Origin of the sequence: Jiangella aurantiaca, from assembly GCF_004349105.1 — a bacterium.
Classification (GTDB): Bacteria; Actinomycetota; Actinomycetes; order Jiangellales; family Jiangellaceae; genus Jiangella; species Jiangella aurantiaca.
In genome coordinates, this window is sequence record NZ_SMLB01000077.1 from 1 (window position 1) to 17,557 (window position 17,557).

General features: G+C 71.9%; 16 protein-coding genes and 1 pseudogene. 11 read left to right on the forward strand and 6 right to left on the reverse strand.

Annotated features, from left to right (window positions below):
- Positions 1-200: pseudogene (locus tag E1262_RS29180) on the forward strand (bifunctional D-altronate/D-mannonate dehydratase); the annotation flags it as partial.
- Between the two features lie 4 nt (positions 201-204).
- Here E1262_RS29180 and E1262_RS29185 read toward each other — a convergent pair.
- On the reverse strand, positions 205-1,524 hold the full coding sequence (locus tag E1262_RS29185) for a hemolysin family protein (protein ID WP_132107854.1): 1,320 nt from the start codon (positions 1,522-1,524) through the stop codon (positions 205-207).
- A 108-nt stretch (positions 1,525-1,632) separates the two neighbouring features.
- On the opposite strand from E1262_RS29185, the gene pgm reads away from it, so the two are divergent.
- Positions 1,633-3,291: a phosphoglucomutase (alpha-D-glucose-1,6-bisphosphate-dependent) gene (gene pgm, locus E1262_RS29190; RefSeq protein ID WP_132107855.1), complete on the forward strand. Its 1,659-nt coding sequence runs from the start codon at positions 1,633-1,635 to the stop codon at positions 3,289-3,291.
- 16 nt (positions 3,292-3,307) lie between these two features.
- Here the strand turns inward: pgm and E1262_RS31165 are convergent, their stop codons facing one another.
- A complete protein-coding gene (locus tag E1262_RS31165) occupies positions 3,308-3,721 on the reverse strand; it encodes a DUF2087 domain-containing protein (RefSeq protein ID WP_203454693.1) in 414 nt (137 codons plus the stop codon).
- A 203-nt stretch (positions 3,722-3,924) separates the two neighbouring features.
- Here E1262_RS31165 and E1262_RS29200 point away from each other — a divergent pair, with 203 nt between their 5' ends.
- The 6 genes from E1262_RS29200 (at position 3,925) to E1262_RS29225 (ending at position 9,957) form a co-directional block, all read left to right on the forward strand.
- Entirely contained in the window at positions 3,925-4,713 is a 789-nt protein-coding gene (locus tag E1262_RS29200) for a DeoR/GlpR family DNA-binding transcription regulator (protein WP_132107856.1), read from the forward strand.
- Positions 4,710-5,789 carry a galactose-1-phosphate uridylyltransferase gene (gene galT / locus E1262_RS29205; protein ID WP_132107857.1) on the forward strand — a complete coding sequence of 360 codons (1,080 nt, stop codon included), beginning with the start codon at positions 4,710-4,712 and terminating at the stop codon, positions 5,787-5,789. The genes E1262_RS29200 and galT overlap by 4 nt, the downstream gene beginning before the upstream one ends.
- Positions 5,786-6,742 (forward strand): UDP-glucose 4-epimerase GalE, encoded by a 957-nt coding sequence (galE, locus tag E1262_RS29210; RefSeq protein WP_132107858.1) that lies wholly within the window; start codon positions 5,786-5,788, stop codon positions 6,740-6,742. Before galT ends, galE begins: the two co-directional genes overlap by 4 nt.
- Positions 6,721-7,848, forward strand: a complete 1,128-nt coding sequence (gene galK, locus E1262_RS29215; RefSeq protein ID WP_132107859.1) for a galactokinase — start codon at positions 6,721-6,723, stop codon at positions 7,846-7,848. The genes galE and galK overlap by 22 nt, the downstream gene beginning before the upstream one ends.
- Entirely contained in the window at positions 7,845-8,756 is a 912-nt protein-coding gene (locus E1262_RS29220; protein ID WP_132107860.1) for an aldose 1-epimerase family protein, read from the forward strand. Before galK ends, E1262_RS29220 begins: the two co-directional genes overlap by 4 nt.
- A 250-nt stretch (positions 8,757-9,006) precedes the next feature.
- Positions 9,007-9,957 carry a siderophore-interacting protein gene (locus tag E1262_RS29225; RefSeq protein WP_132107861.1) on the forward strand — a complete coding sequence of 317 codons (951 nt, stop codon included), beginning with the start codon at positions 9,007-9,009 and terminating at the stop codon, positions 9,955-9,957.
- On the opposite strand, the gene E1262_RS29230 is transcribed toward E1262_RS29225, so the two are convergent.
- The 4 genes from E1262_RS29230 to E1262_RS29245 are packed head-to-tail and all read right to left on the reverse strand — an operon-like array spanning position 9,958 to position 14,107.
- Positions 9,958-10,764: an SDR family NAD(P)-dependent oxidoreductase gene (locus tag E1262_RS29230; RefSeq protein WP_132107862.1), complete on the reverse strand. Its 807-nt coding sequence runs from the start codon at positions 10,762-10,764 to the stop codon at positions 9,958-9,960.
- Between the two features lie 11 nt (positions 10,765-10,775).
- Positions 10,776-11,192, reverse strand: coding sequence for an MmcQ/YjbR family DNA-binding protein (locus E1262_RS29235; protein ID WP_132107863.1), 417 nt, complete (start codon positions 11,190-11,192; stop codon positions 10,776-10,778).
- 29 nt (positions 11,193-11,221) lie between these two features.
- Positions 11,222-12,697: an FGGY-family carbohydrate kinase gene (locus E1262_RS29240; protein WP_132107864.1), complete on the reverse strand. Its 1,476-nt coding sequence runs from the start codon at positions 12,695-12,697 to the stop codon at positions 11,222-11,224.
- Positions 12,698-14,107: an L-fucose/L-arabinose isomerase family protein gene (locus tag E1262_RS29245; protein WP_132107865.1), complete on the reverse strand. Its 1,410-nt coding sequence runs from the start codon at positions 14,105-14,107 to the stop codon at positions 12,698-12,700. It abuts the gene before it with no gap.
- Positions 14,108-14,314: 207 nt separating this feature from the next.
- Between E1262_RS29245 and E1262_RS29250 the strand changes: the two genes are divergently transcribed.
- The 3 genes from E1262_RS29250 to E1262_RS29260 are packed head-to-tail and all read left to right on the forward strand — an operon-like array spanning position 14,315 to position 17,539.
- Positions 14,315-15,700, forward strand: a complete 1,386-nt coding sequence (locus E1262_RS29250) for an ABC transporter substrate-binding protein (protein ID WP_132107866.1) — start codon at positions 14,315-14,317, stop codon at positions 15,698-15,700.
- Positions 15,697-16,668 carry a carbohydrate ABC transporter permease gene (locus tag E1262_RS29255; RefSeq protein WP_132107867.1) on the forward strand — a complete coding sequence of 324 codons (972 nt, stop codon included), beginning with the start codon at positions 15,697-15,699 and terminating at the stop codon, positions 16,666-16,668. Before E1262_RS29250 ends, E1262_RS29255 begins: the two co-directional genes overlap by 4 nt.
- Positions 16,658-17,539, forward strand: a complete 882-nt coding sequence (locus tag E1262_RS29260) for a carbohydrate ABC transporter permease (protein ID WP_132107868.1) — start codon at positions 16,658-16,660, stop codon at positions 17,537-17,539. The genes E1262_RS29255 and E1262_RS29260 overlap by 11 nt, the downstream gene beginning before the upstream one ends.
- The last annotated feature ends 18 nt before the right edge of the window (positions 17,540-17,557 follow it).

Genomic DNA, 17,557 nt, shown 5'->3' on the forward strand with positions numbered 1-17,557 from the left:
TCCAGGAGTACATGAAGCACGGCGCGAAGACCGACCAGGTCTTCCAGCAGACCTTCACCTGGACCGACGGCTTCCTCCACCCCGGCGACCAGCCCGGCCTCGGCGTCACCCTCGACGTCGACGAGGCTGGGAAGTACCCCTACGTCCAGGCTTACCTGCCCTACAACCGCCTCGCCGACGGCACCGTGCACGACTGGTGACGGGTCACCCCGTCACCGGCGGGACGATCTCGGGCGCCGGCGGCTCCGGCCGCGGGTGGACGCGCAGCCGCGAGGCACGCCGTCCGTCCAGCGCGACCACCTCGATGCACACGCCGTCGTACTCGACGACGTCGCCTAGCGACGGCAGCCGCCCGAGCCGGGCGACCACGAAGCCGGCCGCCGTCTCGTACGGTCCGTCGGGCAGCTCGACGCCGGTACGCTCGGCGAAATCGCCGATGTTGAGCATGCCGTCGACGTCGACGACGCCGCCCGCCGCGGCGGCCACGGGCAGCTCGTCGGTGTCGTACTCGTCGCGGATCTCGCCGACCAGCTCCTCGACCAGGTCCTCGAGCGTGACGATGCCGGCGGTGCCGCCGTATTCGTCGGCGACGACGGCCAGATGCGAGCCCTGCCGGCGCATCTCCGTCATCGCCGGCAGCACCCGCTTGGTGCCGGGGAGCACGAGCACGTCGCGGACCAGCTCGCCGACCCGGATGCTGCGCCCGGACATCTCCGGGTCGAACAGGTCGCGTACGTGCACGAACCCGACGACGTCGTCGGTCGACGTGCCGACCACCGGGTACCGCGAGTGCGGCATCGTCGACGCCAGCTTGACCGCCTTGAACACGGGCAGGTCGGCGTCGAGGAAGTCGACCTCGGTGCGTGGCCGCATGACCTCCCGGACTTGGCGGTCGCCGACGTCGAGCACGTCGCCCACGATGCGCCGCTCCTCCTCGCTGAGGCCCTCGTGGCCGGAAACGAGCTCGCGCAGCTCGTCCTCGCTCATCTCCTCGCGCTGCGCCGCGGGGTCGCCGCCGAGCATCCGGACGACGACGTCGGTCGACCTGGAGAGGAACCAGATGACCGGGCGCATCAGCGTCGCGAAGCGGTCCAGCGTCGGCGCGACGGCCATCGAGACGCCGGCCGCCCGCTGCAGCGCGAGCCGTTTGGGTACGAGCTCACCCAACACCAGTGAGAGATAGGCGATGAACAGCGTGAGCACGATGAACGCGACGGTGTCGGCGGCGCCGCCGGGAAGCCCCCAATCCTGCAGGACCGGGGAGAGGTCGGGCGCGAGAGTGGAGGCGCCGTAGGCCGCGGAGAAGAAGCCGGCGACGGTGACGCCGATCTGCACGGCGGACAGGAACCGGTTCGGGTTGCGGGCCAGCTCCGAGACCCGCTCGCCGCGGCGGCCCTGCTGGACCAGCTGACCCAGCTGGCTCTCGCGCAGCGACACCAGGGCGAGCTCCGTCGCGGCGAAGACGCCCCCGATCAGGATGAAGAGCAGGACGAGGCCGAGATTCAGCAGGGTGCCCTGGTTCACCGGAGGGACCCCTGCACGCTATGTCGGCCCGGTGTGCTGTCGTTCATCCGCGAATTGTAGGGCGATGCCACGGGTGCACACGTACCCGAGCCGAGAGAGGATGACACGGTGACGAACCACCCCCGCGCGGGTCAGCCCGCCACCCCCGAGGACCTCGTCGACGTCGCCCAGCTGGTCCGGGCGTACTACACCACGCACCCCGATCCCGCCGACCCCGGCCAACGGGTCGCCTTCGGCACGTCCGGGCACCGCGGCTCGTCGCTGGCCGCGGCCTTCAACGACGACCACATCGCCGCCACCTCGCAGGCGATCTGCGACTACCGGGCCGCGAACGGCATCGACGGGCCGCTGTTCCTCGGCAAGGACACCCACGCGCTGTCCGAGCCGGCCTGGGCGACGGCCGTCGAGGTGTTCGCCGCCAACGATGTGACGCTGCTGGTCGACACCGCCGACCGGTACACCCCGACGCCGGCGGTGTCGCACGCGATCCTCACCTACAACTCCGTGCCGGGGGCGCGCCGGGCCGACGGCGTGGTCGTCACCCCGTCGCACAACCCGCCCTGGGACGGAGGCTTCAAGTACAACCCGCCGGACGGCGGCCCGGCCGGCTCGGAGATCACCGGCGCCATCCAGGACGCCGCCAACCGGTATCTGGAGCACGGGCTGCACGGCGTGCGCCGCATGCACCTCGCGTCGGCGCGGGCCGCGGACACCACCGCCACCTACGACTTCCTCGGCGCGTACGTCGACGACCTTCCGTCGGTCATCGACGTCGGCGCGATCAGGGACGCAGGGGTGCGCATTGGTGCCGACCCGCTCGGTGGCGCGTCGGTGGACTACTGGGCGGCCATCGCCGAGCGGCACGGCCTCGACCTCACCGTCGTCAACCCGCTGGTCGACCCGACGTGGCGGTTCATGACGCTGGACTGGGACGGCAAGATCCGCATGGACTGCTCGTCGCCGTACGCCATGGCGTCGCTGATCTCGCGGCTGGCCGACGGCGCCGAGTTCGCCGTCGCGACCGGCAACGACGCCGACGCCGACCGGCACGGCATCGTCACCCCCGACGGCGGGCTGCTGAATCCGAACCACTACCTCGCCGTCGCCATCGACTACCTCTACCGGCACCGTGCCGACTGGCCGGGCACCGCCGCCGTCGGCAAGACCCTGGTCAGCTCGTCGATGATCGACCGCGTCGCGGCGTCGCTGGGCCGGCCGCTGCTGGAGGTGCCGGTCGGGTTCAAGTGGTTCGTGCCGGGCCTGGTCGAATCCTCCGTCGGCTTCGGCGGCGAGGAGTCGGCGGGCGCATCGTTCCTGCGCCGCGACGGCCGGGTCTGGACCACCGACAAGGACGGCATCATCGCCTGCCTGCTGGCCGCGGAGATCATCGCGGTGACCGGGTCGACGCCGAGCGAGCACTACCGCCGGCTGACGGCGGAGTTCGGCGACCCCGTGTACGCGCGGGTCGACGCGCCGGCCTCCCGGGAACAGAAGAAGGCGCTCGGTGCACTGTCGCCGGACCAGGTGACGGCGACCGAGCTGGCCGGCGAGGCGATCACCGCGAAGCTCACCCAGGCGCCGGGCAACGACGCGCCGATCGGCGGACTGAAGGTGGTGACGAAGTCCGGCTGGTTCGCGGCGCGCCCGTCCGGCACCGAGGACGTGTACAAGATCTACGCCGAGAGCTTCCAGGGCCCGGACCACCTCGCCCGCATCCAGGACGAGGCCCGCGCCGTCGTCGATGGGGTGCTCGCCTCGACCGGGTGAGGCGGGTAGCGGCGGGTCAGGCGAGCCAGTAGCGCGACCCGTCGCGGTCGCGCCCGAACAGGCGCAGGTCGACCAGCAGGCGGCGCAGCGCGACCGGCTCGTCGCCCAGCTCGCCGAGGGCGGCGGTGAGCTCGCGCTCGGTGTAGGCGTCGCGGCGTGGCAGCGCGGCCATCACCAGCCGGCCGAGCTCGGCCTTGAGGGCGTCGTCGGCCGGGATGGTGGCGATGCGGCCGTTCTTCAGGCAGCCGTCCAGCCGCGGGAACTCCGCCGCCACGCGGCCGACCGGGGTCGCCGCGACCGCGGCAGCGGCCGCCGAGCGGATCGGCTCGAGGTCGGCGCTCAGCCCTGCGTCGTCGCGGCGGACCAGTCCAGCCCCACCGAGCACCGCCAGCGCCCGCTGCACGTCCCGCTCGTCAGCGTACGGCCGCACATCACCAGGATTTCTGGAGCCTCATCACGATTGCAGGCGTGGTGATGCTCCAGAAAACGTGGTGACGTGCCCGGGATCGCGGTGAGATCTCACCACGTGGACGCCGCACGGCACCCGACGCCGAGCCCATCGCGTCGGGACGGGGACCTGTTATCGTGAAAGCACACGATCGCACAGGTTCGCACAGAAGGGCACGGGTTTCGATGCTGGCGGCCGAACGGCAGGCGCTCATCCTGGACGAGGTCCAGCGTCGCGGCGCCGCCACGGTGGGCGAGCTGGCCGGCCGGTTCGGTGTCTCGGAGATGACGATCCGCCGCGACCTCGACGCGCTGGTCGCCCGCGGCGCGCTCGACAAGGTGCACGGCGGTGCCACGTCGAAGCGCTCCCCCAGTACCGAGGAGCCCGGCTTCCGCACGAAACAGCTGCGCCAGCAGGCCGAGAAGGAGGCCATCGCCCGGTCCGCCGCCGCGCTCGTCGATCCCGGCTCCGCCGTCGGGCTGTCCGCCGGCACCACGACGTGGACGCTCGCCCGGCGGCTGCGCGCGATCCCGCGGCTCACCGTCGTCACCAACTCGATCCGTATCGCCGACGAGCTGTACGACGACGACCGCACCGACCTCGACGTCGTCCTCACCGGCGGAGTGCGCACGCCGTCCGACGCGCTGGTCGGGCCGGTCGCGGTCTCGTCGCTGCATCAGCTGCACCTCGACGTCGTGTTCCTGGGCGTGCACGGCATCGACGCCGGCGCCGGGTTCACCACGCCGAACCTGCTGGAGGCCGAGACCGACCGCGCACTGGTCGCGGCCGGCCGCCGGCTGGTCGTCGTCGCCGACCACACGAAATGGGGCATGGTCGGCATCAGCACCATCGCGAAACTCGACGAGGCCGACGTGCTGGTCACCGACGACGGCCTGCCCGCCGACGCCCGCGACATCCTCGCCGACCAGGTCGGCGACCTGATCCTGGCCACACCAGAGAACGGATCGGCATGAAACGCACGACGGCGCGACTGGCCGACGGCCGTGAGATCATCTACTTCGATCGGCGCGACGACGCCGCGCACCGGCTGGACGACCCGCGCGACCTGCCGCCGGTGAGCACCACGTCGCAGCTGCGCTACGACCCCGTGCTGGCCGAGTGGGTGGCGATGGCCGGGCACCGGCAGACCCGCACGTTCCTGCCCCCCAAGGACCTGTGCCCGTTGTGCGCCTCGACGCCGGAGCGGCCGACGGAGATCCCGTCCAGCGAGTACGACGTCGTCGCGTTCGAGAACCGCTTCCCCAGCCTGTCCACGCACGCGACCACGACCGAGACCGGCACCGAGCTGGTTCCGATCCGGCCCGGCATCGGCCGTTGCGAGGTCCTGGTCTTCAGCAGCGACCACAACGCCTCGTTCGCCACCCTCGAGCCCGACCAGGCCCGGCTCGTGGTGGAGGCGTGGGCCGACCGCACCACAGAGCTGTCCGCCGTCCCCGGCGTGGAGCAGGTGTTCTGCTTCGAGAACCGCGGCCAGGAGATCGGTGTCACGCTGTCGCATCCGCACGGGCAGATCTACGCCTACCCGTACGTCACGCCGCGCACCGCCCGCATGCTGCAGTCCGCGCGCGAGCACCGCGACCGCACCGGCGGCAACCTGTTCGCCGACGTGCTGGCCGAGGAGCGGGCGGCTGGCGTCCGCGTCGTCGGGCGGACCGAGCACTGGACGGCGTTCGTGCCGGCCGCCGCACGCTGGCCGGTCGAGGTGCACCTGTACCCGCACCGGAAGCTGGCCGAGATCGGTGACCTCGACGACACCGAGCGCGACGAGTTCGTCACGCTCTACCTCGACGTGCTGCGCCGGCTCGACGCGCTCTACGACGCGCCGCTCCCCTACATCGCCGCCTGGCACCAGGCGCCGGTGCGGGCCGATCGCGACCTCGCCTACCTGCATCTGCAGGTGTTCTCGATCAAGCGGGCCAGGGACAAGCTGAAGTACCTGGCCGGCTCGGAGTCGGGCATGGGCGCGTTCATCACCGACGTGCTGCCCGAGGACGTCGCGGCCCGGCTGCGAGAGGTGGAGGTTCGATGAAGCTGCTGGTCACCGGCGGCGCCGGGTACATCGGTTCGGTGGTGGGGTCGCAGCTGCTGGCGGCCGGCCACGAGGTGGTGGTGCTGGACAGCCTGCTCACCGGTCACGAGGACGCGGTGCCCGACGGCGCGCGGTTCGTGCGCGCGGGCATAGAAGAAGCTGCCGACGCCATCGATTCCAGCTTCGACGCCGTCCTGCACTTCGCCGCCCGGTCGCTGGTCGGCCAGTCGGTCGCGGAGCCGGAGCTGTACTGGTGGAACAACGTCGGCGGCACGCTCCGGTTGCTCGACGCGATGCGGGCGGCGGGCGTGCGGCGGCTGGTGTTCTCGTCGACGGCGGCCACGTACGGCCAGCCCGAGGTCAGCCCGATCACCGAGGACACCCCGGCGGTGCCGATCAACCCCTACGGCCAGAGCAAGCTCGCCGTCGACCACGCGCTGGCCGGTGAGGCGCGAGCGCACGACCTGGCCGCGGTCAGCCTGCGCTACTTCAACGTCGGCGGGGCGCTGGGCCGGTACGGCGAGCGGCACGACCCCGAGACGCACCTCATCCCGAACGTGCTGATGGTCCCGGCCGGGCGGCGCGACGCCGTCGACGTGTTCGGCACCGACTACCCGACGCCCGACGGCACCGCCGTCCGCGACTACCTGCACGTCGAGGACCTCGGCCGGGCGCACTTGCTGGCGCTGGACTGGACGGGCACCGCCGAGGCGGCGGGACAGCACCGCGTCTACAACCTGGGCTCGGGCACCGGGTACTCCGTCCGCGAGGTCGTCGAGGCCGCGCGGCGGGTCACCGGGCACCCGGTGCCCACCAATGACAAGGAGCGGCGGGCCGGCGACCCGCCCGTGCTGGTCGCGTCGGCCGAGCGCATCGCGGCCGACCTCGGCTGGCGGCCGAAGCACGGCCTGGACACGATCGTGGAGGACGCGTGGACGTTCATGCAGCGGTGAGCGAGCGGACGGGCTCCGCGCCCGGCCGGGTCAACCTCATCGGCGAGCACACCGACTACAACGGCGGCTTCGCGTTGCCGTTGGCCATCCCGGCCCGGACGACGGCGCGCGTCCGGGCCCGCGACGACGGCGTGGTCGCGGCGGAGTCCACCGCGCCGGGCACCGAGCCGGCCCGGTTCGCCGTCGACAGCTCCCCCGGCGACGTCACCGGCTGGGCCGCGTATGTGGCCGGCGTCTTCTGGGCGCTGCGCGACGCCGGGCACGACGTGCCGGGCGCCGACGTGCGGGTCGACAGCACCGTGCCGTCCGGCGCCGGGCTGTCGTCGTCGCACGCGCTCGAGTGCGCCGTCGCCGTCACGCTGAACGACCTGCACGGGCTGGGCTTGGACCGCACGACGCTGGCGCTGCTGGTGCAGCGGGCCGAGAACCACTACGTCGGCGCGCCCACCGGGGCGATGGACCAGATGGCGTCGCTGTACGGGCAGGACGGTCACGTGATCCTGTTCGACGCGCGGGCCATGACGGCCGAGCCGGTGCCGTGCGACCTCGCCGGCGCCGGGCTGAGCCTGGTCGTCGTCGACACCCGCGTGCACCACGAGCACACCGGCGGCGGATACGGCGCCCGCCGGGCCACCTGCGAGGCGGCGGCCGCGCTGCTGGGCGTCAAGACGCTGCGCGAGGTGCAGGACGAACTGGTCAAGGACGTCCTGGCTCAGCTCGAGGACGACGTCATGGTGCGGCGGGTGCGGCACGTGCTCACCGAGAACGCGCGGGTACTCGACACCGTCGCGCTGCTGCGGGCCGGGCGACCGGGCGAGATCGGGCCGCTGCTCACCGCGTCGCACACCTCGATGCGCGACGACTACGAGATCACCGTGGCCGAGGTCGATGTCGCGGTGGAGGCGGCACTCACCGCCGGCGCGCTGGGTGCGAGGATGACCGGCGGCGGCTTCGGCGGCTCCGTCATCGCGCTGACCGCCGCGGCCGACGAGGCCCGCGTCGGCGACGCCGTCCGGGCCGCGTTCGACCAGCACGGTTACGCGCCACCATCCGTCTTCACCGTCCGCCCGGCCGCGGGCGCAGGCATCGAGGAGAGCACCCAGTGAGCCCCAGCGGGATCCAGGTCGAACTGCGGCACGGCCCCTACACCGCCGTCGTCGCCGCGGTAGGCGCCACCCTGCGCGAGCTGCGCCACGGCGACCGGCCGCTGGTGGTCGGCTTCGGCGCCGACGAGATCCGGCCCAACCACCGCGGCGCGGTGCTGGCGCCGTGGCCTAACCGCATCGAGGACGGCACCTACACGTTCGACGGTGAGCAGCGGCAGCTTCCGCTCACCGAGCCTGCTCGCGGCAACGCGCTGCATGGCCTGGTCACCTGGGTCCGCTGGGACGTCGAGTCCCAGTCTGACGCCGAGGTGTCGCTCGTGCACCGGCTGGTGCCGTTCACCGGCTACCCCCACCCGCTGGACCTGCGCGTGCACTACGCCTTGGACGACGCCGGCCTGCACTGGACCGTCACCGCCACCAACACCGGCGACGGGCCGGCGCCCTACGGCACCGCGCCGCACCCGTACCTGGTGGCCGGCGAGGGGCGCGTGGACGACTGGTCGCTGGAGCTGCCCGCCGCCGAGTACCTCGCGGTCACGCCGGACCGGCTGCTCCCGCTCGCCGTCGAGAAGGTCGAGTCGGCCGGGTTCGACTTCCGTACGCCCCGGGTGCTGGGCGACATCTTCATCGACCACGCCTTCACCGGGCTGGCCGCCGACGTTGAGGGCGTCGCGCGGGTACTCGTCCGGGCCGCTGACGGTAGCGGCGTGGTGTGCTCGTGGGTGGCCGCCGAGTGCCCCTGGGTGCAGATCCACACCGCCGACCGGCCCGGCGAGTCCGGCCACCGCGCCGGCCTCGCGGTCGAGCCGATGACCTGCCCGCCCGACGCGTTCAACTCCGGCACCGACCTGATCGTCCTCGAGCCGGGTCAGACGCACGAGACCACCTGGACGATCGCCGCCCTCTGACTACCGCCCCGCCTCCCAAAGTTGATCTTGGAGTAATCGGCGAATTGCGGTCCGATTCGCCCCATTGATTCCGCGATTACTCCAAGATCAACCTCGGCTTCGCGGCGACGGGGTCAGCGGACGGCGGCGCGAGTGGCGAAGGACCGGCCGACGCGGAAGCCGAGGCGTTCGTACATCCGGGCGTGCGATCAAGGAACCCATCGGTTAGGCTCGCCTAAGTAAGGCGAAGCAACCTTCAGACGGGGACTCGATGACCACCGCCACCACCGAGCGTGCCGTCCGGCACACCGCCGACGTGCCTGCCTGGCGCCCGTTCCGGGTGACCGTCGCTCGCGTCCAGCAGCTCACGCCCTGCTTCCTGCGCATCACCTTCACCGGTGGCGACCTCGACGAGTTCGGTCACGACGGCCCCGACCAGCGCATCAAGCTCTACCTGCCGCGAGTGGGCCAGGCATTGCCCGACGGGACGTCCGGCGACTGGTTCGCGCAGTATCGGGCCATGGACCCGGAGGTGCGCGGCACCCTGCGCACCTACACGATCCGCGCCGTCCGGCCGGCGCAGCGCGAGGTCGACGTCGACTTCGCCCTGCACGGCGACGCCGGTCCCGCCTCGGCCTGGGCGGTCCGCGCGAGGGTCGGCGAGGAGGTGGCGCTGATCGGCCCGAACCGCCTGTACGGCGCCGACTGCCAGGGCCACGAGTGGAGCCCGCCGGTCGACGTCCGCGACGTGCTGATCGCAGGCGACGAGACGGCGGTCCCGGCGGTGTGCGGCATCCTCGAGCGGCTGCGCGGCACGATCGACCCCGGCGCCCGGATCCAGGTGTTCCTCGAGGTCCCCGACGTCGGCGACGCGCTGCAGCTGCTCGCGCCCGACCAGGCCGAGATCACCTGGCTGTCCCGGCGCCGCCCGGACGGCACCGTCGCGCCCAACGGCGAGCTCCTGGTCGACGCGGTCTGCGCGGCCGAGTTCGGCCGCGGCGCCCGGGCCGCCGCACTCGACGCGAGCGCCGTCGACACCGTCGACATCGACCTCGAGGTGCTCTGGGAGGTCGCCGCGGCCGCCACCAGCGCCTACGCCTGGATCGCGGGCGAGGCCGGCGCGGTCAAGACCATCCGCCGGCATCTGGTCCGCGAGCGCGGCATCGACAAGGGCGCCGTCTCGTTCATGGGCTACTGGCGCACCGGCCGCGCGGAGAGCTGATCAGCGCAGCCGCACGACACTGCCGGTCAGCAACCGCGCCTCCTCGGACACGACCCATGCGATGACCTCGGCCACCTCCTCGGGCGTGGCAACATGGACGAGGTCGCGGCTGGCGTCGACGGCGGCGCGGACGTCGTCGGTGACCCAGCCGGTGTCGGTGACCGGCGGGTAGACGATGTTGGCCGTGACGCCGTACGGCGCCAGCTCGACCGACGCGGACATGGTGTAGTTCTCCTGGGCCGCCTTGGCCGCGCCGTAGGACACCTCCTCGGGGAAGCCGTGCTGGCCGCCCGACGTGAGGCCGACGATACGGCCCCAGGTGCCGCCGCGCGCGACGTGGCGGCGGGCGAACTCGGCGATGAGCAGCGCCGGCGCCATGGCGTCGACGCCGAACTGCTGGCGGAACGTCCGCTCGGTGACCTGCGTCATCGGCCGGCCGAACCGGTCGGTGGAGACGGGCGTGAAGGTGTCCTGGATCCAGCCGCTGGCGTTGTTGACCAGGATGTCGACCGGCCCGAGGTGCCGCTCGGCGAGATCGAACAGCCGGGCGGGCGCGGCCGGGTCGGTGAGGTCGGCCTCGACGGCGTGCGCGCGAGCTCCGGCGGCCTCGACTGCGGCGACGACGTCGGTGGCGTCGCCGCGCCGGGCCCGGTTGTACGCCTCCTCCTGGCCCTCGGCGTCGCCCGGCCGGAAGAAGGCCACCAGCACCGACACTCCGCGCCGGGCGAAGGCGACCGCGGTGGCGGCGCCGATGCCGGCGTTGGCTCCGGTGACGATGGCAACGTGCGGCGTGGTGGTCTCACTCATGCCGCTCATCCTCACGAGGGCGGACGGACCCGCGCCACCAGTTTCTTCGGCGCCAGGACGCAGTAGCTCTCGGTCATCAGCTCGGCGATCTCGGTCCAGTCGATCTCGTCGGGCAGTACCAGTACAACGACGTCGCGGCCCCAGCTGCCGCGGAAGTACGGGGGACCGCCGGCGACGAGCGCGTCCAGCTCGTCCGGCGGGGCACGGAAGGTCAGCAGCGGCACCGGCCGGTCGGCGCCGCTGACCCGGGTGTACACGGCGTGGTACTCGGGATCGACGGTGAGCACATGGGCGAATGTGCGCCCGCGCACCCGCCACCGTGTGCCGACCCAGGCCAGCTCCTCGTAGGCGTCAGGCAGGCTCAGGCAGATCTCACGCAGCGGCTCGACGATCTCGTCGGGGACGTCGTCGTCGTGGTGCACCACCATCCGACGAGGCTAGCGCCCGGCTCCGACACTCACGCCCGGGCCAGCGCGTGCTGCACGTCCGCCGTCCGCTCGTGCAGCTCGCGGTAGAGCGGGAACAGCCGGTCATACACCGCGGCGTCCGCGGGGTCGGGCGCGATGGCGACGCCGCCGCCGTTCCAGTCCGCGTCGCGATCGGCCGCCCCGATCGCCACCGCGGCGAACTTCGCATCACCGTACGCCGCACCCACCGTCACCGCGGGCACCTCCTGGGTGACCCCGGCGGCGCTGCTGACGATGCCGGTCCACAGGTCGCCCTGGGTCCCGCCGCCCACCGCGACCACCCGCTTCGCCTCGACTCCGGCGGCGGCGAACTCCGCCAGGTTGTGCCGCACACCGAACGCCGTCGCCTCCAGCAGGGCGCGGTACACGTGGCCGGCGCCGTGCCGGAGCGACAGCCCGGCCAGCACGCCGCGCGCGTCGGGGTCGGCGAACGGGGTCCGCTCGCCGTCGAAGTACGGCAGCGCCAGCAGCCCGTCGGACCCGGCCGGTACCGAAGCAGCCGCCGCCAGCAGCTGCGCGTACGGCCGGCCGCCGGTGAGGTCGCGGAACCAGCCGGTGATCGACCCGGAGCTGGCCATGCCCCCGGCCAGGGTGTGCAGGCCGGGGTGCTGGCCGACAGTGCCCCAGAGCTGTGGATGGACCACGGGCGACGACGTCACCGCGATGAAGAACATCGTCGAGCCGTACATGACCATGACGTCGCCCGGCCGCCGCACGTCGACGCTCTCTGCCTCGGCCCAGGCGTCGACGGTCCCGACGGCGACCGGCGTGCCGGCCCGCAGCCCTGTCGCGGCCGCCGCCTCCGCCGTCACCTGACCGGCGACGTCGGTCGGCCAGCGCGGCTCCGGCAGCGCCAGCCCGGGTGCGACGACATCGGCCCACTCGGCGATCCACTCGCCGCGGTGCCGGTCGTACAGCGGCTGGGCCTGGTTCGCCGAGTGGTGGTCGAGCACGTACTCGCCGGTCAGCCGATAGACGACGTAGCCGTTGGCCATGAAGAAGTACCGCGTCCGCGCCCACACGTCCGGCTCGTTCTCGCGGATCCACGCCAGCTTCGGCCCGGCCGACTGCGACGACAGCCGCGACCCGCAGCGCGCCAGGATCTCGTCCTCGCCGAGCCGGGACGACAGCACTGCGGCCTGCCCGACGGCGCGGGTGTCGACGCCGTAGAGAATCGCCGGCCGCAGCGGTACCCCGTCGCCGTCGGCCACCAGTGCCGTCGGGCCGATGCCGCTCACGCACACGGCGGCCACGGACGAGGCCGGGAACCGCCCGGTCAGCCGCCGGCTCAGCTCGCACACGTCGGACCACCAGACGGCGTCGGCGTCCTGCTCGACCCAGCCGGGCCGCGGCCGCTGGGTGTCGTGCTCGACCACCTCGACGGCGACCACCTCGCCGCCCGTCGACGCCAGGACGGCCTTGCTGCTGGCCGTCCCGATGTCGATCCCGAGGACGAACTCGGCCATCTACCCGCCCAGTCGCTGGAAGTCGACGTCCAGCAGCCGGCAGACCTGCTCCAGCTCGGCCACGTAGTCACCGGGGACCGCGTGGATGTGGTTAGCGCCGAACCGGGACAGGAACTCGTCGGCCGGGACGTCCATGCGGGTGAACGCGTGCGGCCACTCGAACGTCGACTGCCGCGCGAGCTGCTCGTTGACCTCGTCGCCGTAGTCCTCGAACGCCCCGCGCACCACCTGCATGCGGTAGCGGCCGCTGTGCCGGGTGAGCCGGGCCAGCGTCATGTCGCCCGGCGCCGCCACGTGGTGCACGGACGCGCCGCCGGCAGGGAAGAAGAACACCTCCGGGTACAGGTGCACGCGGCGCAGGTTCTCCGCCGGGTCGTCGCTGCGGGCGGCGTACCAGGTGGCGTGCTGGCCGGAGTTGGCGAGGTCCCAGATGTCGCGGTCGGCGTGGTAGTGCCGCACGTCGGCGAAGAGCACCGGGTCACCCGAGATCAGCTTGAGGATCTGCATCGTCAGCGCGGCGTCCATGTCCGACTCCGTCGCGGTGACGTGGGTCGGCTTCGGGCCCTCCCAGTCGTACGGGTCGTTGAGGAACGCCTCGGTGATGTCCATGGTGGTGAAGTGCGTGGTCAGCTCCGGCTGGCCCTTGATGCCGGAGAAGTCGAGGTTCCACTCGTCGATCAGCTCGCGCACCGCGTGGTACGAGCGGATCTGCCGCTCCAGCAGCTCGGGCGTGAGCTGCTTGCCGTCGTAGTGGACGTTGGCGTGCTTCTCCAGCCACTCCCGGCCCTCCTTCGCCCTGGTGGGCGAGACCAGCTCCGACCGGCGGACGATCTCCCACTGGTCGATCTCCTCGACGTCGACGCCGAACGCCGCCAGCCACTGGTCGGTGTTGGCGACGGCGGTGTACATGCCCATCGGACGGCCGCCGAACCGGCCGAACGTGCTACCTCGCAGCCCGCCGACCGCCTGAGCCGCCCGGACATGCACCAGCAGCCGCTCCAGCGTGGCCGGGTCGGCGACGTCGCCCCAGACCCGCCCGTGGACCCGGCCGATCTGGTCCAGCGCGCCGCCCGCGGCCAGCATGCCGACCATGCCGGGCTGCACCGGGTCGATGTTCGACAGCAGGACCAGCGGACCCGGCGTCGCGTCGGCGGCGAGCATGGAGAAGTGCGGGAACGCCCACACCGAGTAGTTGAAGATCGTGAGGTCGGGGCGTGCCTCGGCGACCAGCCGGGCCTGACTCGACGCCAGCTCGTTGGTCCACACCAGCTCGGGCGCCCGGACCACCTCGTGCCCGGCGCCCTCCAGCGCCGCGGCGATCGCGTCCTCCGACGAGCGGGCCCAGTCCGCGATGTCGCGGTGCACGAAGTCACGTCCGTCGGAGATCGTCAACAGGCCGATACGTGCCACGGCGCCACTCCCATCGTGTCGTGCTGACGGCAGAAATCGATTGCCCACACGCTAGGCGAGGGCCCTCCCACTGTCAACGCCGCGACTGCGGCGCCAACCAGCGATGTCCTGCTATTTCGGCATTCATCCTGTCCAGAGTGTTGACCGCACAGTTGCACAGGGTTAACCTCTCCGTCACAGCAAGCAATCGATTGCTGAGGAGCGGCCATGCCATCTCCACCCGGTCTCCCGTCCGGGCTCCCGCCCGGATCCACCACCGAGCAGCCGTCCCGGCGGCGGTTCCTCGGCCTGTCCGCCGCGCTGACCGGGGCGGTCGCCCTCCCCGGCCTGTTGAGCGCGTGCGGCGGCCGTACCGCGTCGGCGTCGGAACCCCTGCAGTTCTGGAACTTCTACGCGCCCGCGCCCAGCGAGGACCCGGCCCTCCTGGCTCGCGCGGGCTGGATGCACGACACCGTCGACCGCTGGAACGCGGAGAACGAGCAGCAGATCGAGCTGGTCTACGCGCCCGTCCTCGGCAGCGAGAAGCTGGCCACCGCGTTCTCCGCGGGTGAGGGCCCGGACATCTTCCTCATCAGTCCCGGTGACATCGCCCGCTACCTCAACGGGAACGTGCTGGCCGAGCTCACCCCGCACATGACGCGGGAGGCGGTGGACGACTTCTTCGCCGACAACATGGCGACGCGCATGATCGGCGACAAGGTCTACGCGCTGCCCATGGAGATCGAGCCACTCGCGCTCTACTACAGCCGGCCGGCGTTCGAGCAGGCCGGTCTCTCCGAGGGCGACCTGCCGGCCACCTGGGACGACCTGCTCGCCGTCAGCGACCGGCTGATCGCCGCAGGCCAGGGCGGCCTGGTCTTCCCGACCGCGCAGGACTACTACCAGAACTTCGTCTGGTACCCGTGGATGTGGCAGGGCGGCGGCGAGGTGGTCACCGACGGCGGCCGGCGCAGCGGCTTCGACTCCGACGGGGCCGTCGGCGCGCTGCGGCTGTGGAAGGAGTCCATCGAGCTCGGCCTCGCCCCGCGTGTGCCGCCGGCGTCCAACGACATCGTCACCTCCTTCTCCGAGGGGTACGCGTCGATCTGGCAGTCCGGCATCTGGTCGATCCAGGACTTCGAGCGCAGGGCGCCGGACTTCGACTACGGGGTCGTCCCGCTGCCTGTGCCCGACGGCGGCGAGGCGGCGACGGTGCTGGGCGGCTGGGCGTTCGCCGCGAACGCCATGGGCCGTAACCCCGACGAGGCGGCCCGCTTCTGCGCCTGGGCGCTGGGCTCGACCGACGACGACGGCGTCGCCCGGGTGGCCGACTGGTGCATCGACGCCAAGCGCGACATCTCGCCGCGCCGATCCAGTCTGGAGTACGGCAGCCAGGCCGGCGGCTACGACAGCGAGCACATGCGGCTGTTCCGCGACGAGATCTTCCCCAGCGGCCGGGGCGAGCCGCGCTACCCACCCGTCATCTACAAGGCGGTGTCCGACGCCATCCAGTCCTGTCAGCTGGCCGGTGGCGACCCCGAGGACCAGGCGGCCACCGCGGCACAGGCCATCGACGCCTACCTCACCACCTACGAGGGGGTGAACCTGGCATGAGCACACCCACGACCAGCGCGGTCGAGCCCGCCGCCCGTTCCGGTACACACCGCGTCGCCGAGCCCAGAAGGGACAGCGCGGCCTCCGCGCGGGCCCGCAGGGAGCGACGGGCCGCATACCTGTTCATGGCGCCCAACCTCATCGGCCTGACCGTGTTCGTCGCGATCCCGATGCTGCTCTCCATCGTGCTGGCGTTCTTCCGCGTCGACGGGTTCGGCGGCTACGACTTCGTCGGGTTCGCCAACTTCGAGCGCATGTTCGCCGACCCCTACTTCCTGTCCAGCCTCGGCCGCACGCTGCTGTACCTGCTGGTGCTGGTGCCGGGGCTGTTCCTGTCGGGGCTGGGCCTCGCGCTGCTGGTGCGGCACCGGTTCCCCCTGGTGGGACTGTTCCGCACCGCGCTGTTCGCGCCCAACGTCGTCAGCCTCGTCGTCGTGGCACTGATCTGGCAGTTCCTGCTGACCGACGACGTCGGCTTCATCGCCCGGCTGCTCGACCGCGTGGGGCTCACCGCGCCGTCCTGGCTGGGTGATCCGGCCTTCGCGCTGCCCACGGTCATGGTCATCACGATCTGGTTCAGCATGGGCTACTACATGCTGATCTTCCTGGCCGGCCTGCAGGACATCCCGCGCGAGTACTACGAGGTGGCCAGCATCGACGGCGCGGGCCCGTGGACGACGTTCCGCAACATCACCTGGCCGCTGCTGAAGCCGACCAGCTTCTTCATCCTGCTGACGTCGACCATCGCGGTGATGACTGGCGGCCTGGACCTGCTGGTGGTGCTGACCGGCGGCGGACCGGCGAACTCGACCACGCTGGTCATCTACTACGTGTACCAGCAGGCGTTCGTGTACGGCGAGTTCGGCTACGCCGCCGCGATCTCGTCGTTCCTCGTCGTGATCCTGCTGGCGTGGTCGGCGCTGCTGTTCGCCCTCACCAAGGGAGGCAGGTTCAGCCATGCCCAGTGACACCGCGGTCCTCTCCCGTCCCGGCGGCCGTCCGCCGGCGGCGCCCGGCCGGCGCATGTCGTGGCGGCGGCGCAAGTCGGCCACGCTGTTCGTCGTCGTCGGCGTCATCACCATCCTGACGGTGTTCCCGTTGGTGTGGATGGTGACCAGCTCGTTCAAGGGCGCCGACGAGGTGCTCAGCACCGACCTGCTCCCGTCGGCACCCACCACCGACAACTTCGAGTACGTGTTCACCGCCGCGCCGTTCGGCAGGTATCTGTTCAACAGCTTCGTGGTGTCGGTGACGGTCACGGTCGTGGCGCTGTTCTTCCACTCGATGGCCGCCTACGCCCTGGCCCGGCTGCGGTTCCCCGGCCGCGACGCCATCTTCCTGGGGATCTTCTCGACGCTGCTGGTCACCGCGCCCGTCGTGCTGGTGCCGCTGTTCCTGGTGGTGCACCGGCTGGGGCTGCTCAACAGCTACGCCGGGCTGATCGTGCCGGCCATCTTCAGCGCGTTCGGCATCTTCCTGCTCCGGCAGTTCTACCTGGCCATCCCGGCCGAGCTGGAGGAGGCCGCCGTCCTGGACGGGTGCGGCTACTGGCGCATCTACTGGTCGATCATCCTGCCGCTGAGCCGGTCGATCTTCGCTGCGCTGGCGGTGCTGTTCTTCCTGGCCAACTGGAACGCGTTCCTGTGGCCGCTGGTGGCGACGACCGACTCCGACCTGCAGGTCGTCCAGCTGGGCATCGCGAGCTTCCAGGACCAGCATGCGGTCGACTGGCAGTATGTGCTGGCCGCGGCCACCGTCGCGGCGGTGCCGACCCTGCTGGCGTTCGCGATCTTCCAGCGCCGCATCGTGGAGTCCATCAAGACCTCCGGCCTGAAGTGACGCCGGACCCGTCCCACC